Here is a 15835-nt window from a genome sequence, read left to right on the forward strand (position 1 = left end):
GAAGAACATAGATGTTTGGATGCAGGTCCGCAATCCTCGACCGGGGCTGATTGCCAGGGCCATCACTCGGCCGGCAGCGACGCCGTGCGCGAGTGATTCGGACATGGCCGTCGTCATCAGGGCAAGACGTCGGACGTCACCCCATTCATTGACAGCCGTTAATCTCTAGCTCATCCTGACCTTGTGGACCACGGGACACGAACCACAGCCGCCATCACCCTCTGTGATGTCCCGCGGGTCTGACTGCCGTTTCGGCGAACGGCACGAGGACAGACCAGCGCACTCGTGTCCACCATGCGACCAGGCACAACCTGACGCAGGGTGAGCCCGTGGACGCACTCGGAGTTGTCCGTCCAACCTAGGAGACGCCATGCGTCGCAATACGATGATCATCTCGGTGATCGCGGGCCTGTTACTGGCTCTCGGACTCGCCCCACCGGCGTCGGCTGCCCCAGCCTTCCGCGCCCTGGTGTTCAGCAAGACCACCGGCTACCGGCACGACTCGATCCCCGCCGCGATCGCTATGGTCCAGCAGCAGGCCACAGCGAACAACTTCGAGGTGGTGGCGACCGAGGACTCGAGCGTCTTCACCGCTGCCAACCTGGCGACCTTCGACGTCATCGTGATGCTCCAGACCTCCGGCATGGTCTGGACCTCGACCGCCCAGCGCCAGGCGGTGGAGGGCTACCTCGCCAGCGGCAAGGGCATCGTGGCCGTCCACAATGCCACCGACATGGGCATCGACACCGAATACCCGTGGTGGGACAACACCATCAACGGCGGCGCCCACATGCCGGAGCACTCCCCCGGCGTGCTGCCCGGCACCGCCATCGTCGCCGACAAGCAGCACCCGTCGACGGCCGGTCTGCCGGATCGGTGGAACCGCAGCGAGGAGTGGTACAACTTCGACTCCAACCCGCGCGGCAAGGTGCACGTGCTGGTGACCGCCGACGAGCGCACGTACAACCCCGGCGCCCGGGCGATGGGCCCGGACCACCCGATTTCCTGGTGTCGCAACACCGGCGGCGGACGGGTGTGGGCCACCGCGATGGGCCACGCGATCGCCTCCTACAGCGAGACGAACTTCCGCAACCACGTCCTCGGCGGAATCCAGTGGGCCGCCGGCAACCTTCCCGGCGACTGCGGCGGCACCGTCTGGAGCAACTTCGAGAAGCGCACCCTGGACGACAACACCGTCGACCCGATGGCGATGGCGGTGGCCCCGGACGGGCGGGTGTTCTACGCCCAGCGCGGCGGGCAGCTGAAGATCTTCAAGCCCTCCACCAACAGCACGGTGACCGCCGGGACGCTGAGCGTCTACACCGGCGGCGAGGACGGCCTCACCGGCATGGCGCTGGACCCCAACTTCGCCACCAACGGGTACGTGTACCTCTACCACTCGCCGGCGAGCAGCTCGACCGACATCAACCGCGTCTCCCGCTTCACGATGAGCGGTGACACGCTGAACACGTCCAGTGGCGTGACGATCATCGACATCCCGGCGTACCGGGACCGGACCTTCCCGGAGCCCGGCCACACCGGCGGGTACATCGAGTTCGGTCCGGACGGCAACCTCTACATCGGCACCGGCGACGACACGCCGCCGAACCTCGACCCCAACTGGCAGGGCTACGCCCCGCTGGACTGGCGCTCGGGCAAGTCCAACCTGGACGCCGCCCGGACCGCGGGCAACACCAACGACCTGCGCGGCAAGCTGCTGCGCATCCGTCCCGGAGCCAGCGGCAGCTACACCATCCCGAGCGGCAATCTCTACCCCCAGGGCACGGCGCAGACCAAGCCGGAAATCTACGCCATGGGCTTCCGCAACCCGTTCCGCTTCTCGATCGACCCCGCCAACGGCTGGGTCTACCTGGCGGACTACGGACCGGACCGCAACCCGCCGACCACCAACCGTGGTCCCGAGGGCCTGGTCGAGCTCAACGTGATCAAGACGCCCGGCAACTACGGCTGGCCGTTCTGCCACGGCAACAACCAGCCCTACGCGCCGTACAACCCGGACACCGGCGTCGTCGGCTCGAAGTTCAACTGCTCGGCACCTGTCAACAACTCGCCGAACAACACCGGCCTGACCAGCCTGAAGCCAGTCGTCATGCCGAACATCTGGTACGGCTACCCCGCCTCGACGACCTTCCCGGAGCTGGGCTCCGGCGGCTCCGCCCCGATGGGCGGCCCGGTCTACCGCTACGACGCGTCGAACCCGTCCCAGACGAAGTTCCCGTCCTACTACGACGGCGTGCACTTCTTCTACGAGTGGTCGCGCAACTACATCAAGGAGGTGCACTTCGACTCCTCCTCGGCGGTGACCCGCACCAACTCGTTCCTGCCCGGCGGTAACTTCAACAAGCCGATGGACATGGAGTTCGGCAAGGACGGCTCGCTCTACCTGCTGGAGTGGGGCACCAACTTCGGTGGCGGCAACAGCGACTCCGGGCTCTACCGGATCGACTACATCCAGGGCGGCCGGTCACCGATCGCCAAGGCCACCGGCACACCCACCAGCGGCTCCTCGCCGCTGACCGTCCAGTTCAGCAGCGCGGGCACGTCCGACCCGGACGGCAACACGCTGAGCTACCTGTGGACGTTCGGCGACGGCACCACCTCGACGGCGGCCAACCCGTCGAAGACGTACACCTCCAACGGCAACTACACGGCCCAGTTGAAGGTCACCGACAGCACCGGTAAGACCGGCTTCGCCAACGTCCCGATCACCGTCGGCAACAGCGCCCCGGTGGTCACCATCACCACACCGGGCAACGGAGGCATGCTGACCTTCGGTGACAAGGTGTCGTACCAGATCACGGTGACCGATCCGGACGGCGGCACCGTCGACTGTTCGAAGGTCATCCTCAACCCGGCGCTGGGTCACGACGACCACGCGCACGAGACCACCGAATACCCGGGCTGCTCGGGCACCATCTCCACCGACCTGCTCGGTGGGCATCCCGATGGCGCCAACCTGTTCTACGTGCTGAACGCGCGGTACACCGACAACGGTGGTTCGGGGGGCGGGTCCCCGCTCACCGGCACCGCGCAGGCGATCCTGCAACCGAAGCACAAGCAGTCCGAGTACTTCAGCAGCCAGTCCGGCATCCGGGTCATCGACCAGGCCGCCGCGGAGAGCACCAAGCGCATCGGTGACATCTCCACCAACGACTGGATCGCGTTCAGCCCGATGAACCTGTCCGGCATCTCGACGGTCAGCTACCGGGTGTCGTCGCCATCCGGTGGCGGTTCGATCGAGCTGCGCGCCGGCTCGCCGACCGGCACCCTGCTGGCCACCACCACGGTGCCCAATACGGGCGGCTGGGACAACTACCAGTCCACGACTCCGGTGAGCGTCGCCGCCTCCAGCGGGACACAGACGCTCTACATGGTGTTCAAGGGCAGCAGCAACTCGTTCGATCTGGACTCGCACACCTTCGGCGGGAACGGCGTCGGGACACCCGGCACCGGCACCGGCGGTGGCCTGGCGGGCAAGACCTACACGGTCACGGCGCAGCACAGCAACAAGCTGATGGACGTCAGCGGTGTCTCCACCGCCGACGGCGCCCAGATCACCCAGTGGGCCAACACCGGTGCCAACAACCAGAGGTGGCAGGCCGTCGACGCCGGTAACGGCGCGCTCTACCTCAAGGCGGTGCACAGCGGCAAGTGCGTCGAGGTGGTCGGCAGTTCGACCGCGGCGGGTGCCTTCCTCCAGCAGGCCACCTGCAACAACGGCAACCAGCAGAAGTTCACCGCCACCGCGACGGGCACCTCCGGCGTGTACACGGTGAAGAGTGTGCTGAGCGGCCTCTGCGTCGACGTCAACGGCGCGGCCACCACCGACGGCGCCCGACTGTTGCAGTGGACCTGCCACAGCGCGGCCAACCAGCAGTGGCGGTTCACCGCGGTGTGACCTGTCGCGGTAACAGATGACGTCCCGGTCGGGACCGGTGTCCGGAAATCGGAGCCGGTCCCGGCCGGGACGTTTTTGTCAGTTCGGTTGGTCCGCCGTGCCCGGACCGGGCGCCACGGCGAGCAACCCAGCCGCCGTCAGGGCGCCCCACAGATCCTCCGGTACGGCGACGTCGGACCGTCGTACCGTCTCGGTCACCTGTGCCTCGGTGCGGACGCCGACCACCGTCGACACCACGGCCGGGTGCCTGCGGACGAAGGCGAGTGCCGCCTGCGGCAGGGTCACCCCGTACGTCTCGCAGACCGCCGCGATCCGCCGCGCCCGCTCGATCACCTCGGGTGGGGCCTGCTGGTAGTTGTAGACGGCGTCGGCCGGCGGCTGGTCCCGCGACAGCAACCCCGAGTTGTAGACGCCCGCGATGACCACGCCCACCCCCCGGTTCTCCGCGATCGGCAACAGTTCGTCGGCCGCACCCTGTTCGAGCAGGGTGTACCGCCCGGCGCACATCATCACGTCGACGTCGGTCTCCCGGATGAACCGCGCCAGCATCGCCGACTGGTTCATCCCGGCGCCGATGGCACCCACGACGCCCTGGTCACGCAGGTCGAGCAGGGCCGGCACGGCCTCGTGCGCGGCCTGCTCCCAGTGCTCGTCGGGGTCGTGCAGGTAGACGATGTCGATCCGGTCCAGCCCGCTGCGCTCGAGGCTGGCCTCGATCGAGCGAAGAACACCGTCGCGGCTGAAGTCCCACACCCGGCGGTGGCTGGCGGGAACGTCGAAACCCTCGGAGTCCCGCTGGTGCGCGTTCTCGGGTGACGGGACCAGCAGTCGTCCGACCTTCGTCGACACGACGTACTCGTCGCGCGGCCGCTGACGCAACGCGGCGCCGAGGCGGCGTTCGGACAGCCCGAGTCCGTAGTGCGGCGCGGTGTCGTAGTACCGGACGCCCGCCGCCCACGCCGCGTCGACCGCCGCGGCGAACTCCTCGTCCGTCGTCGCCCGATACAGGTTGCCGCCCTGGGCCGCGCCGAACCCCAGCTCGGTGAGGCGCACCTGCGGGCGACGCGGCAGCGCTCGCGTCCTCATGACGCCGCCAGCCCGGGTACCCGGCGAACGGGCTCGCCGCCGACGCTCACCAGGGGCACCGGCCCGCCCGTCATCGGCCCATCCAGCCGCCGTCGACGGGTAGCACGACCCCGTTGACGTAGTCCGACGCCGAGGACGCCAGGAACACCGTGGCACCGCCGAGATCGTCGGCGCGACCCCACCGGGCCGCCGGAATCCGGGCGAGGATCGCCTGGTTGCGGTCGGGGTCGTCGCGCAGCGCCTGGGTGTTGTCGGTGGCGATGTAGCCGGGGGCGATGGCGTTGACGTTCACCCCGTGGGCCGCCCACTCGTTGGCCAGCGCCTTGGTGAGCCCGGCGATGCCCGACTTCGACGCGGCGTAGCCGGGGACGGTGATGCCGCCCTGGAAACTCAACAGCGAGGCGGTGAAGATGATCTTCCCGCGGCCACGCTCCACCATCGTCCGGCCGATCTCCCGGCTCAGGACGAACTGGCTGCTGAGGTTCACCTCGATGACGTGGTCCCACATCTCGTCCGGGTGCTCGGCGGCCGGGGTGCGGGCGATCGTGCCGCCGTTGTTCACCAGGATGTCGATCGGCCCGAGAGCGGTGAGATCCCGGGCCAACTGGTGTACGGCCGTCCGGTCGCCGAGGTCGGCACGCAGCGCGGTGAACTGGCGGCCGGCGGCGCGCACCCGGCGCTCGACCTCACTGCCATCCGATTCGAGCTGGGCCGAGACGCCCACGATGTCGGCACCGGCCAGCGCCAAGGCCTCGGCCATGGCGAGGCCGATGCCGCGCCGGGCGCCGGTGACCACGGCGACGCGTCCGGACAGGTCGAACAGGGCCGTCACTGGTTTCCCTCCCGCAGATCGAGCAGCACCTTCATCACGCCGCCACCCTCCAGGGCCGTGAAGGCGGCGCTGGCCGCCTCGACCGGTTCCACCCGGGAGATGAGCTGTCGCGCCGGGATCTCGCCCGAGGCGACCAACCGGATCGCCTCCACCATGTCGTCGCGCTGGTACAACCGCGCGCCGAGCAGTTCCAGCTCACGCCAGAAGAACCGGTGCAGGTTGACCTCGCGGGGCCGGGGGTGGATCGCCACCATCACCAGCCGACCGCGGGTGGTGAGGACGTCGACCGCGGTGGTGACGCCGCCGGCGGAGCCGGACACCTCGAAGGCGATGTCGGCGCCCGCGCCGTTGGTGCGCTCGTTGACAAGTGCCACGACGTCTGTCGCGCCCGGGTCGACGGCCTCGATTCCGATCCCGGCCGCCACCTCGCGACGGAACGAGTCCGGCTCGACGAGGAGCACCCGCGCGCCGCGACCCTGCGCGACGACGGCGATGAGCGCCCCCACCGGCCCACCGCCGACCACGACCACCTGGTCGTCGGCCGTCACGTTGCCCCGGCGGACGTCGTGCACGGCGACCGCGACCGGCTCGACGAGCGCCGCGTGGTCCAGCGGCAGATCCTCCGGGAGCGGCAGGACCAGCTCCGCCGGCACGGTCCAGTAGGACTGCATGGCACCCGGCGAGTCGATGCCGAGGAAGTTCATGGCGTGACACACGTGGGAGTGCCCGCGCTGGCAGGCAGCGCACGTTCCACACGGCCGGGTCGGCAGCACGGTGACGGGCTGCCCGATGCTCCAGCCGGTGGTGTCCGGCCCGACGGCCGCGATCCGGCCGGACATCTCGTGCCCGATGATCGCGGAGTCACCGACCCGAGCGTCCATGTCGCCGTGGTAGATGTGCAGATCGGTGCCGCAGATCCCGGTGTACGCCACCTCGATCCGCACCTGGCCGGGACCCGGCGGGACCGGGTCGCGATCCTCGATTCCGAGGTCTCGCGCCCCCCGGTAGACGACTGCCTTCATCGATCCTCCGTCTCGACGGCCGGCACGTCGTTCGTGCCGACCGGACATGGCCGTGGGTGCACCGCGATGGCGGTGCACCCACGCGTTCCCTGTTTCTGGCGGTCAGCTCAGTGCCGCCCGGTGGGCGACACCTCGTTGCGGTAGTTCAGCGGCACGACGGGCACCTGGCGGGCGGGGACGACCCCGTCGATTCCGCCCAACAGCCGCCGACCGGCGCGTTCCGGCCGGACGTTGGGGCTCTCGGCCGTCTGCGCCTGCGGGCGGTGGTTGGCCGTCCGGATCCGCTCCTCGTCGATGCGGACACCCAGCCCGGGTGCGTCGCCGAGAATGAAGGCGCCGTCCTCGACGTGCAGGTCGACGGAGACGCCGACCGGCGGGTGCAGGTCCTGCAACTCACTCGTCAGGTGGTTCGGCACCGAGGTCGCGGCGTGCAGCAGACCGATCGGGCTGTTGCCGATCGGGCTGACCGGCAGGTCGTAGGCGTGCGCCAGGGCGGACGCCCGCAGGAAGTGGGTGACCCCCCAGACGGCGGCCATCTGGACGACGTCGACCGCGCCGGCGGCGAGCAGCGGGCGGTACTGTTCGAGCCCGGTGAGATTCTCCCCGGTGGCGACCGACGCGCAGACTCCTCGGCTGACGGCGGCGAGGCCCTCCGCGTCCCAGCGTCGGACGGGCTCCTCGATCCAGATGAGGTCGAGGGAGCGTTCGAGTTCGCAGACGTGCCGGACGGCCTGCTTGCGCGTCCAGGCCTCGTTGACGTCGAGCATGAGACCCGGTCGCCGGCCGTGCCCCGCCTCGGTCAGGACCTCCTTGACCAGGGTGAGGCGGTGCCGGTCGCGCTCGATGTCGAGACCGCCCTTGAGCTTCGCGGCACGCAGGCCGTGACTGGCGTAGACCTCGTACTCCGCGACGAGTTCGTCGTCGGTGAGCCCGATGTCCAGTCCGGACGCGTAGGCGTTGACCCGCCGGTCACGTCCGCCCAGCAGCCGCCACAGCGGCTCGCCGGCGGCCTGCGCCTTGATGTCCCAGAGCGCGGTGTCCAGTGCGCCGATGGTGCCGAACACCGGGCCGGCGTGGCCCGCCTTGAAGGTGTGCCGCAACATGCGGTCGTACAGGGTCGTCACGGCACGGGGGTCTTCGCCCTCGATGGCTGCGAAGATCCGCTCGATCTCGACGTGGGGCCCGAGGCCGACTCCCGAGACGCCCTCGTCGGTGTCGACGATGACGATCGAGACCGGAACCACCCCGTCGGGGAACACCCCGTTGGCATCGCCGACGGGCCGCCCCCATTCCTGGACCGTGGTGAGCGTCCGATATCCCGTGATCCGCATGTCAACCCTTCGTGGAACCGGCGGCTACACCGTCGGCAATTTGGCGCTGGAGGAACAGGTAAACCAACAGGACGGGAATGGCGGCGATCAGCACCCCGGAGGCGAAGGTGGGAATGTTGTCGGAGTACTGCCCCCGCAGGGAGGTCACCCCGATCATGAGCGTCCGGTGATCGGCCGAGGGCATCATCACCAGCGCCATGAGGACGTCGTTCCAGCAGAACAGGGCGTTGAGGATGCCGACCGACAGCAGTGCCGGCCTTCCCAGCGGCAACATGATCCGGCGGTACACGCCGTACACGGTGTTGCCGTCGATCCGGGCCGCGTCGACGATCTCCGGTGGGATGCCCCGGTAGTAGCTCGTCATCAGGAACACGGTGAAGGGCAGGAACTGGGCCACGTAGACGAGGATCAGACCGGGGTACGTGTCGATCAGCCCCGCGTCGGCCATGATCCGGGACAGCGGCACCATGATCACCTGGAACGGGATGAAGAGCCCCGCGAGGCAACCCAGGAACAACGCCGACGAGCCACGGAACCGCAGTTGGCTCAGCGCGAAGCCGGCCATCGACCCAAGCAGCAGCAGCAGGAGCACCGACACCGTCACCACGAGCAGCGAGTTGACGAAGTAGCGGCCCATGCCGACGCTGTTCCACGCCGTGCTGATGTTCTCCCAGCGCAGGGCGTCGGTCAGGGAGAACCGGTCGAGGATGTAGTCACGGCGGGTCTTCATCGCGACGTTGGCGGTGAAGAGCAGTGGGTAGATCGTCGCCAGCGCGAGCAGTGACATGGGGATGGCGATCAGCCACCATCCCAGGCGGGCCCGAGACATCAATCCTCCTTTCCGGATCGTTCGAGCAGCTTGATCTGCAACAGCCCCACCACGAGCATGATCATGAAGAGGATCGTCGACGCGGCCGACGCGAGAGCGGGACGGTTCATCTGGCCCTGCTGCTTCCAGATGTAGAACTCCGGCAGGTACGTCGACCCCTCCGGCCCCCCGCTGGTCATGATGTAGAGCAGCCCGAACATCGAGGTCAGCATCCCGATCATCGTGGTCACGAAGACGAACTGGATGGTGCGCGAGAGGGCCGGAACGATCACGTGCCAGACCACCTGGCGCAGCGACGCCCCATCGACGCGGGCGGCGTCCAGCAGCGCGGGGTCCAGCGTGGCGAAGCCGGAGAGGAACACCACCAGGGCCATCCCGAAGGTGGCCCAGATGTGCACGCCCACCACCATGAACATCGCCAGGTCCGGGTCACCGAGCCAGTCCACCGGAGTGATGCCGAACGACCCGAGGATGGCGTTGAGAGGGCCGTCGAAGGCGAGCAGCAGGTTGAAGATCGCGCCGACGATGACCGGCGAGAGCACCGCGGGGAAGAAGTACACGCTGCGGTAGAAGCGGTGGCCGGGCACCCGCAGGTAGATGAACGTCGCGAGCAGGCCGGGGATGGCCACCGCCACCGGGAGCAACAGCACCAGCAGCCCGACGTTGCTCAGCGCGGTCCGGAACAGCGGGTCGTGGAACAGCTCGCGGTAGTTGCCGAATCCGACAGCCGTCCCGTTTTGCGCACCGTCGCCGGTGAAGGAGAAGTTGACGCCGAGGAGCAGCGGATAGAGCCGCAGCACCACGATGATCAGGATGGCCGGAGCGACGAGGACGTAGGGGGCGAAGCGTTCGGCCCGCAGACCGCCGCGGGTGCGACGAGACTGCGCACCATGCCGATGGGCGGCGGGGGTGGGCCCCGCCCCGCCGGCCCGTCCGGCCTGAGCCAGACGGACCGACGGTTGCGTGTTTCCAATTGACACGAGGTCAGCCCGCCTGGTCGGAAGCGGCCAACTGCTTCACCACCTCGTCGACGGTGATCGAACCGCTGAGCAGTTGCTGGGAGAGGCGGCCCATCAGGTCGAGCGTCTTCGAGGAGAGCGCGACGTGCAGCGCGGGCTTGCCACTCTTCAGCTCGCCGACGATCGTGGAGACCGCGGGCCCGCCCGCGGACACGTCGATGGTGGTGTCGGCGGCGATCGCGCCGGCGTCGGCGTAGAAGGCCTTCAACGCGTCGGCCGAGCTCAGGGAGCGCACCAGGTCGGCGGCCACCTTCGGGTCCTTCGTCCACTTGGCGACCGCGTAGCCGATGCCACCGTCGTACGGGAGGCTCGGGGTGGTGCCAGCGGTGACGACCGGGGCCTTCATGACGCCGAGCTTCTCCGGGGTGAGGAACTCGTTGAAGTCCTGCCAGTGCCCCACGTCCGACATCAGACCCATGACGTGCGCGGCCTTACCGGACTGGAAGAGCGCGAACGAGTCGTTGAACATGGCGGTCGAGTTGGCCCCGTCGCTGTTCATCTTCTTGTCGCCGGACTCCTTCCAGGTCTGGAAGATCCGCTTGACGTTGGGGGAGTTCCAGTCGCGCTTGCCGGCGATCCAGGCGTCGTACTCCGCGGCGGTGAGGGTGGTCGAGCCCAGGCTGGAGAGCCAGAACTGGATGCCGACGCCCTCCTTGTTGCCGAGGGCGAAGCACTTGGAGCCGGCCTTGGAGATGGCGGCGCAGTCGGCGACGAACTTGTCCCAGGTGGCGGCCGGGGTCGCCGGGTCGAGGCCGGCCTTGCGGTAGACCTCCTTGTTGTAGTAGATCGGGTAGCCCTGGAGGGTCACCGGGGCGGCGTAGACCTTGCCGTCCTTGCTGAACGCCTCCCAACCGGCCAACCGCTGCTTGTCCTCGGCCACGTAGTCGGTGATCGGCACCAGCGCGTCAACGCGGTCGCGGATCTGGCCACCACCGTTGAACAGCATGACGTCCGGGCCCTTGCCGGACTGGATCGCCGCACCGAGCAGCGTGTAGTACTGGTCGAAGGGCTGCGCTACGAACTCGACCTCGACCTTTGCGTGCTTCTTCTTGAAGTCGGCCTTAGCCTTGTCCAGATAGGATTTGGCGAACGGCTCGCCGGACTTCCAGTCCCACACGACGAGCTTGCTGTCCGACCCGCTTGACGAACTCGAATCGCTAGCACTTCCACAACCGGCCAGGGCCAGGCCCACAACGAGGACGGCCGACCATATTGCGCGCTGTCTCATCAGTTGTCACCTCAGAAAGTGGGGTGGCCGGCGGACGCGCCGCCGTGCCAATGTTGCCCGGAACGTAACTCGTATGACGTGTGACGTCAATACTCAGCCGTACACTGAGCCAGACGTCGTGCCACGGCGAGCCTTTCGGAGGGGACATGACGCCATCGCAGGAGACGGCCCTGAACAGCCCGGTGACACCGGCATGGGTGCGTCGACCGACCAACCTGGCCCGAGCGGTCACCGCCGAACTGGTGGAGCGCATCGTACGCGGCGTACACCCGTCCGGGACGTCCCTACCGCCCGAGCCGATCCTCTGCGAGACCTTCTCGGTGAGCCGGACCGTCGTCCGGGAGGCGGTCAAGATCCTGCAGGAGAAGGGGCTGGTGCAGGTGCGTCAGGGCGCCGGCACCATGGTCACCCCCGCGGCGCAGTGGGACATGCTCGACGAACTCGTCCTCGGGGCCACCATCGCCCAGGACGACAGCCTCGCCATCCTCGACGATCTCGTCGTCACCCGGCGCGTGCTGGAATCCGACATGGCGAACGTCGCCGCCCGGCTCGCCGACGCGCAGACCATCGACCGGCTGAGCGCCATGGTCGACCGGATGGACCAGCTCGTCGACGACCACGTCACCTACCACGAGCATGACCGGGCCTTCCACGACGCGATCATGCAGACGTCCGGGAACCGCATCGCTCGCGGCGTCGTGCGGGCACTGGAGAGTCAGGTCATCAACACCGCCCGTTACATGGGCCGGACCGAGCGCTCCCTGTGCGTGGCGTCCAACCGGGGCCACCGGCGCATCTACGAGCGCATCGCGGCGCACGACTCCGAGGGTGCCGCCGCGGCGATGTTCACCCACATCACCGAGGCCTGGCTGGTCCGCCGCAGCGGTTCCGGCAAGCCGGTTCGTCTGCAACGCTGACCGGCCGAACGACGAAGCGGCGCCCACCCCCGGGCTACGGGGGCAGGCGCCGCCAGCGGCCGACCAGGTCGGCAACGCGGGTCAGGAGAACTGGGCGAAGAACCTCCAGATCTCACCCTTGGTCCAGGTCGTGATGCCGCTCTCGGCATAGGTGCCGTCGACCGGACCGGGCATGTGACCGTTGTCGTACGCGGCCCACTGCACCGGGTAACCGGAACGGCAGCCCGAGTACGTGGTGGTGACGTGCGTGCGGCTGCCGGCCGCCGGCTCACGCGGGCTCTGCGCGGTGCAGCCGTTGTTCCGGACGAACGTGTCGCGCAACGCCCGGCCACCGGAGATGCCCAGGACGTTGTCCGAGATGCCGTGCAGCCCGAAGTAGGCGATGGGCTGCGTACCGCCACTGCAACCGCTGATCTGCCCACCGGAGATGACCGCGACGGCGCGGAAGACGTTGGCCCGCGCGCAGGCGACGGCGTAGCTCATGCCGCCACCCCAGCTGAAGCCGAGGGCGAACCGCTGCCTCGGGTTGACGCAGAGGCTGCTCTCGATCCGGCTGATCATGTCATCGACGAAGACGATGTCCTCACCACCGGCGTTGCCCCAGCCGTTGCCGAACCCCTGGGGCGCGACCAGGATCGCGCTGTTGTTCGACTGCTCCTGCTGCCCGTAGTAGGACCACGGGGTCCCGCTGGTGCCGCCGGAGGCGATCTCCTGCATCGTGCCGCCGCGCCAGTGGAACGCGAAGATCAGCCGGTAGGGGTTGCTGTTGTTGTAGTTGGCGGGTACCCGCAGGATGAAGGTGCGGGTCTTGCCATTGCTCTGGATCGTGTGCGTGCCGCTGGCCAGCGTCGGTGCCTTGCCGCACCCGCTGCCACCCGACGGCGGGTTGCTGCCGTCGACGCGGACGAGTTGCCACTGCTGGTTGGTGCCGTTCCAGTCGGCGTACTGCACGATGTTGGCGCCGTCGGCGGTGGATGCGCCCTGCACCTCAACGGCCTTGTTGCTGTTGCGGTTGATCAGCCGGACGTAGCCGCCGTCCGAGTCGGCCAGCCGGAACTGCTGGTTCGTCCCGTTGAGGTCGGACCACTGCACGATCGCCCCGCCGTCGGCGGTGGAGAAGCCACTGACATCGAGCACCTTGCCGGAGTGCCGGGACTTCAGCCGGTAGAAGCCGCCGCCGGAGTCCACGAACTGCCACTGCTGGTTCGCGCCGCTGTTCCGCGTCCACTGGCTGATCCGGGCGCCGTCGGTGGTGGCCGAGGAGACCAGATCCAGCGCCTTGCCGCTGTTGCGGTTCACCAGGGCGTACCAGGCGTTGGTGTCCACTGTCGCCGCCGCCGCGGGTGCCGCGTTGACCGCGACGAGTGTGCCGGCCGCCATGATCGCGGCCGCCGCGGCGGCCAACCCTGACCGCCAACGACGTCTCGGTGGAGAGGCGGAACGAACCTCACCGATGGACTTCATGGTCCACTCCTTCGATCGGGGTCACCCACGAGCAGAACGCCCGCGCGTGGACTGGGGGTGTGCCAGCGTCTGGTGGTGGCGTCGGCACGTCGGGGGTGCGCAGGCGGGATGCGGCCGCCGGAACAGGTGCCCGGTCAGGCCAGCGATCGACCTTGCCGCCGCGCCGCCCGCGGGTGGAAAATTAGCGCTAACGACGTCATACGTCAAACGACCGACGTCTATCGGAACCGCTGTCCGAGACGGCCACCACGGCCGCCAGCAGGGGCTCGGGTAGCTGGCGGAAACCCACAGCCTCGGCGGCCCGGGACGACCTGACGCCTGTCCTGTTATCGCTCACAGTCGATGGACGAGGTTCGCTGACGGTCGTAGCGGCCCGCCCCGATGAATGGGGCGGGCCGCTACGGTGTCCCGCTAGTTCATGACTGTCGTCATCCGATGCGGACGAGTTGCCACTGCTGGTTGTTGCCGCCCCAGTCGGCGTACTGCACGATGTTGCCCCCGTCGGCGGTGGACGAGCCCTGCACCTCGACGGCCTTGTTGCTGTTGCGGTTGATCAGCCGCACATAGCCGCCGCTCGACTCGGCGAGCCGGAACTGCTGGTTGGTGCCGTTGTTGTCGGACCACTGCACGATCGCACCGCCGTCGGCGGTCGAGCGGCCGCTGACGTCGAGGACCTTGCCCGAGAGCCGGGACTTCACCCGGTAGAAGCCACCGCCGGAGTCGGTGAACTGCCACTGCTGGTTGGTGCCGTTGTTCCGTGACCACTGGCTGATCCGGGCACCGTCGTTGGTGGCCGAGGCGTACAGGTCGAGCGCCTTACCGCTGTTGCGGTTGAGCAACACGTACCAGGCGCTGGTGTCCACCCCGGTGCCCGGCGGGGGCGTGGTGGGCGTGGTCGAGCCGGAGTTGAGGGTGTCCAGGACGGAGTTGTACGCCGCCTTCTTGTTGCCCGACCGGTCGAAGAGCAGGGCGTTGTCGTCGCCGCGCCAGGAGTCGCTGTCGCGCACACCCCACGTGGTGATGCCCGTGCAGCGCGCAACGGCCAGGCAGGCCCGAGTGACCCCGGCGTAGATGTTGGCCTGGTTGCCGCCGGTCATCACGTCCAGCTCGGTGATCTGCACGTCCACACCGAGATCGGCGAAACGCTGCAGATTGGCCTGGTAGTCACTGGACAACGACGTGCCCAGGTGCGACTGGAACCCCACACAGTCGATCGGCACACCACGGGACTTGAAGTCCCGCACCATGTTGTAGATACCCGTCGACTTCGCGTTGATCCCGTCGGTGTTGTAGTCGTTGTAACACAACTTCGCACCCGGATCCGCGGCCCGCGCCGCCCGGAACGCCGCCTCGATCCAGTCGTTGCCCGTGCGCTGCAGGTTCGAGTCACGCCGCGCACCGCTGTTACCGTCGGCGAACGCCTCGTTCACCACGTCCCACGAATGGATCTTGCCCTTGAAGTGGGTCGCGACCTGCGTGACGTGGTTCATCATCGCGCTGCGCAACGGACTGCCGGACATGTTCTGCGCCCAACCCGGCTGCTGCTGATACCACAACAGCGCATGGCCCCGCACACTCTGACTATTGGCCTGCGCGTGCGCGACCAGCCGGTCACCACCGGTGTAGTTGAACCGACCCTGCTGCGGCTCGGTCGCGTCCCACTTCATGTCGTTCTCGGCCACGACACTGTTGAACTCGCGGTTCAGAATCGTCACGTACTGATTGTCGGAAAGCTTTTGCCCCGCGACGGCCGCACCGAAGTAACGGCCCTTCTCGGCCGCCGCCGCCTTCAGGGTCGTGCCGGCGCCGCTGGCCGTGGGGGCGAGCACCGCCGTCATGCCCGCGGTGAGTGCGACGGCGAGGGACGCCGCCGCCAGCAGAGTTCTCTTGGGTTTCATGTCGTTCCTTCTCAGTGGTGGTCGCAATGGTGGTGGTGACGTGCCACTTTCTTGCCAGAGTCGGTCCGGGAGGGCTGGTCCTGATCACGACGCGCACGGAGCGGGTTGGCGGCGGCGCGGTCGGTGTCGACGGCGTCGGTGAGCGCACTGACACCTGTCGTCCGGCGGGCTGACAGCGCTGCCGAGGGCGCTTGATCGACGTCCGCATGCCCTGAGGGACGTCGTGATCGTGAGGTGCGACAGCGGCTCGCCCGGTGAACCATCGCTGGCGTCCTCAATATCGAGGGTGA

The 15835-nt window shown here is 68.3% G+C and carries 11 protein-coding genes; 2 read left to right on the plus strand and 9 right to left on the minus strand.

Annotated elements, in window-relative coordinates:
• The first annotated feature begins 370 nt into the window (after positions 1 to 370).
• Positions 371 to 3919: a ThuA domain-containing protein gene (locus AB0C01_RS02675; RefSeq protein WP_357570040.1), complete on the plus strand. Its 3549-nt coding sequence runs from the start codon at positions 371 to 373 to the stop codon at positions 3917 to 3919.
• A gap of 78 nt (positions 3920 to 3997) precedes the next feature.
• Here AB0C01_RS02675 and AB0C01_RS02680 read toward each other — a convergent pair whose 3' ends face one another.
• From AB0C01_RS02680 to AB0C01_RS02710, 7 genes are all read right to left on the minus strand, one after another.
• On the minus strand, positions 3998 to 5005 hold the full coding sequence (locus AB0C01_RS02680) for an aldo/keto reductase (protein ID WP_357570041.1): 1008 nt from the start codon (positions 5003 to 5005) through the stop codon (positions 3998 to 4000).
• A 70-nt stretch (positions 5006 to 5075) separates the two neighbouring features.
• Positions 5076 to 5837 (minus strand): SDR family NAD(P)-dependent oxidoreductase, encoded by a 762-nt coding sequence (locus AB0C01_RS02685; RefSeq protein WP_357254354.1) that lies wholly within the window; start codon positions 5835 to 5837, stop codon positions 5076 to 5078.
• A complete protein-coding gene (locus AB0C01_RS02690; RefSeq protein ID WP_357570042.1) occupies positions 5834 to 6859 on the minus strand; it encodes an alcohol dehydrogenase catalytic domain-containing protein in 1026 nt (341 codons plus the stop codon). The genes AB0C01_RS02685 and AB0C01_RS02690 overlap by 4 nt, the downstream gene beginning before the upstream one ends.
• 107 nt (positions 6860 to 6966) lie before the next feature.
• Entirely contained in the window at positions 6967 to 8190 is a 1224-nt protein-coding gene (locus AB0C01_RS02695; protein ID WP_357254358.1) for a mandelate racemase/muconate lactonizing enzyme family protein, read from the minus strand.
• Position 8191: 1 nt separating this feature from the next.
• Positions 8192 to 9019 (minus strand): carbohydrate ABC transporter permease, encoded by an 828-nt coding sequence (locus tag AB0C01_RS02700; protein ID WP_357254359.1) that lies wholly within the window; start codon positions 9017 to 9019, stop codon positions 8192 to 8194.
• On the minus strand, positions 9019 to 9999 hold the full coding sequence (locus AB0C01_RS02705) for a sugar ABC transporter permease (protein ID WP_357254361.1): 981 nt from the start codon (positions 9997 to 9999) through the stop codon (positions 9019 to 9021). The genes AB0C01_RS02700 and AB0C01_RS02705 overlap by 1 nt, the downstream gene beginning before the upstream one ends.
• Positions 10000 to 10003: 4 nt before the next feature.
• Positions 10004 to 11155 (minus strand): extracellular solute-binding protein, encoded by a 1152-nt coding sequence (locus tag AB0C01_RS02710; protein ID WP_357254363.1) that lies wholly within the window; start codon positions 11153 to 11155, stop codon positions 10004 to 10006.
• Positions 11156 to 11412: 257 nt separating this feature from the next.
• Between AB0C01_RS02710 and AB0C01_RS02715 the strand changes: the two genes are divergently transcribed.
• Complete coding sequence (locus tag AB0C01_RS02715) at positions 11413 to 12183, plus strand: FadR/GntR family transcriptional regulator (protein WP_357254365.1); 771 nt, start codon at positions 11413 to 11415, stop codon at positions 12181 to 12183.
• An 81-nt stretch (positions 12184 to 12264) separates the two neighbouring features.
• On the opposite strand, the gene AB0C01_RS02720 is transcribed toward AB0C01_RS02715, so the two are convergent.
• Positions 12265 to 13647 carry an RICIN domain-containing protein gene (locus AB0C01_RS02720; protein WP_357254367.1) on the minus strand — a complete coding sequence of 461 codons (1383 nt, stop codon included), beginning with the start codon at positions 13645 to 13647 and terminating at the stop codon, positions 12265 to 12267.
• A 428-nt stretch (positions 13648 to 14075) separates the two neighbouring features.
• Positions 14076 to 15545 carry an endo-1,4-beta-xylanase gene (locus AB0C01_RS02725; protein ID WP_357570043.1) on the minus strand — a complete coding sequence of 490 codons (1470 nt, stop codon included), beginning with the start codon at positions 15543 to 15545 and terminating at the stop codon, positions 14076 to 14078.
• Between the last annotated feature and the right edge of the window lie 290 nt (positions 15546 to 15835).

This window comes from Micromonospora sp. NPDC048905 (assembly GCF_040649655.1).
Taxonomy (GTDB): domain Bacteria; phylum Actinomycetota; class Actinomycetes; order Mycobacteriales; family Micromonosporaceae; genus Micromonospora.

Excerpts from the sequence above, each read along its gene's own strand:
- AB0C01_RS02675 (WP_357570040.1), top strand. The coding sequence starts at position 371 with ATGCGTCGCAATACGATGATCATCTCGGTGATCGCGGGCCTGTTACTG.
- AB0C01_RS02680 (WP_357570041.1), bottom strand. The coding sequence starts at position 5,005 with ATGAGGACGCGAGCGCTGCCGCGTCGCCCGCAGGTGCGCCTCACCGAG.
- AB0C01_RS02690 (WP_357570042.1), bottom strand. The coding sequence starts at position 6,859 with ATGAAGGCAGTCGTCTACCGGGGGGCGCGAGACCTCGGAATCGAGGAT.
- AB0C01_RS02695 (WP_357254358.1), bottom strand. The coding sequence starts at position 8,190 with ATGCGGATCACGGGATATCGGACGCTCACCACGGTCCAGGAATGGGGG.
- AB0C01_RS02700 (WP_357254359.1), bottom strand. The coding sequence starts at position 9,019 with ATGTCTCGGGCCCGCCTGGGATGGTGGCTGATCGCCATCCCCATGTCA.
- AB0C01_RS02715 (WP_357254365.1), top strand. The coding sequence starts at position 11,413 with ATGACGCCATCGCAGGAGACGGCCCTGAACAGCCCGGTGACACCGGCA.
- AB0C01_RS02720 (WP_357254367.1), bottom strand. The coding sequence starts at position 13,647 with ATGAAGTCCATCGGTGAGGTTCGTTCCGCCTCTCCACCGAGACGTCGT.
- AB0C01_RS02725 (WP_357570043.1), bottom strand. The coding sequence starts at position 15,545 with ATGAAACCCAAGAGAACTCTGCTGGCGGCGGCGTCCCTCGCCGTCGCA.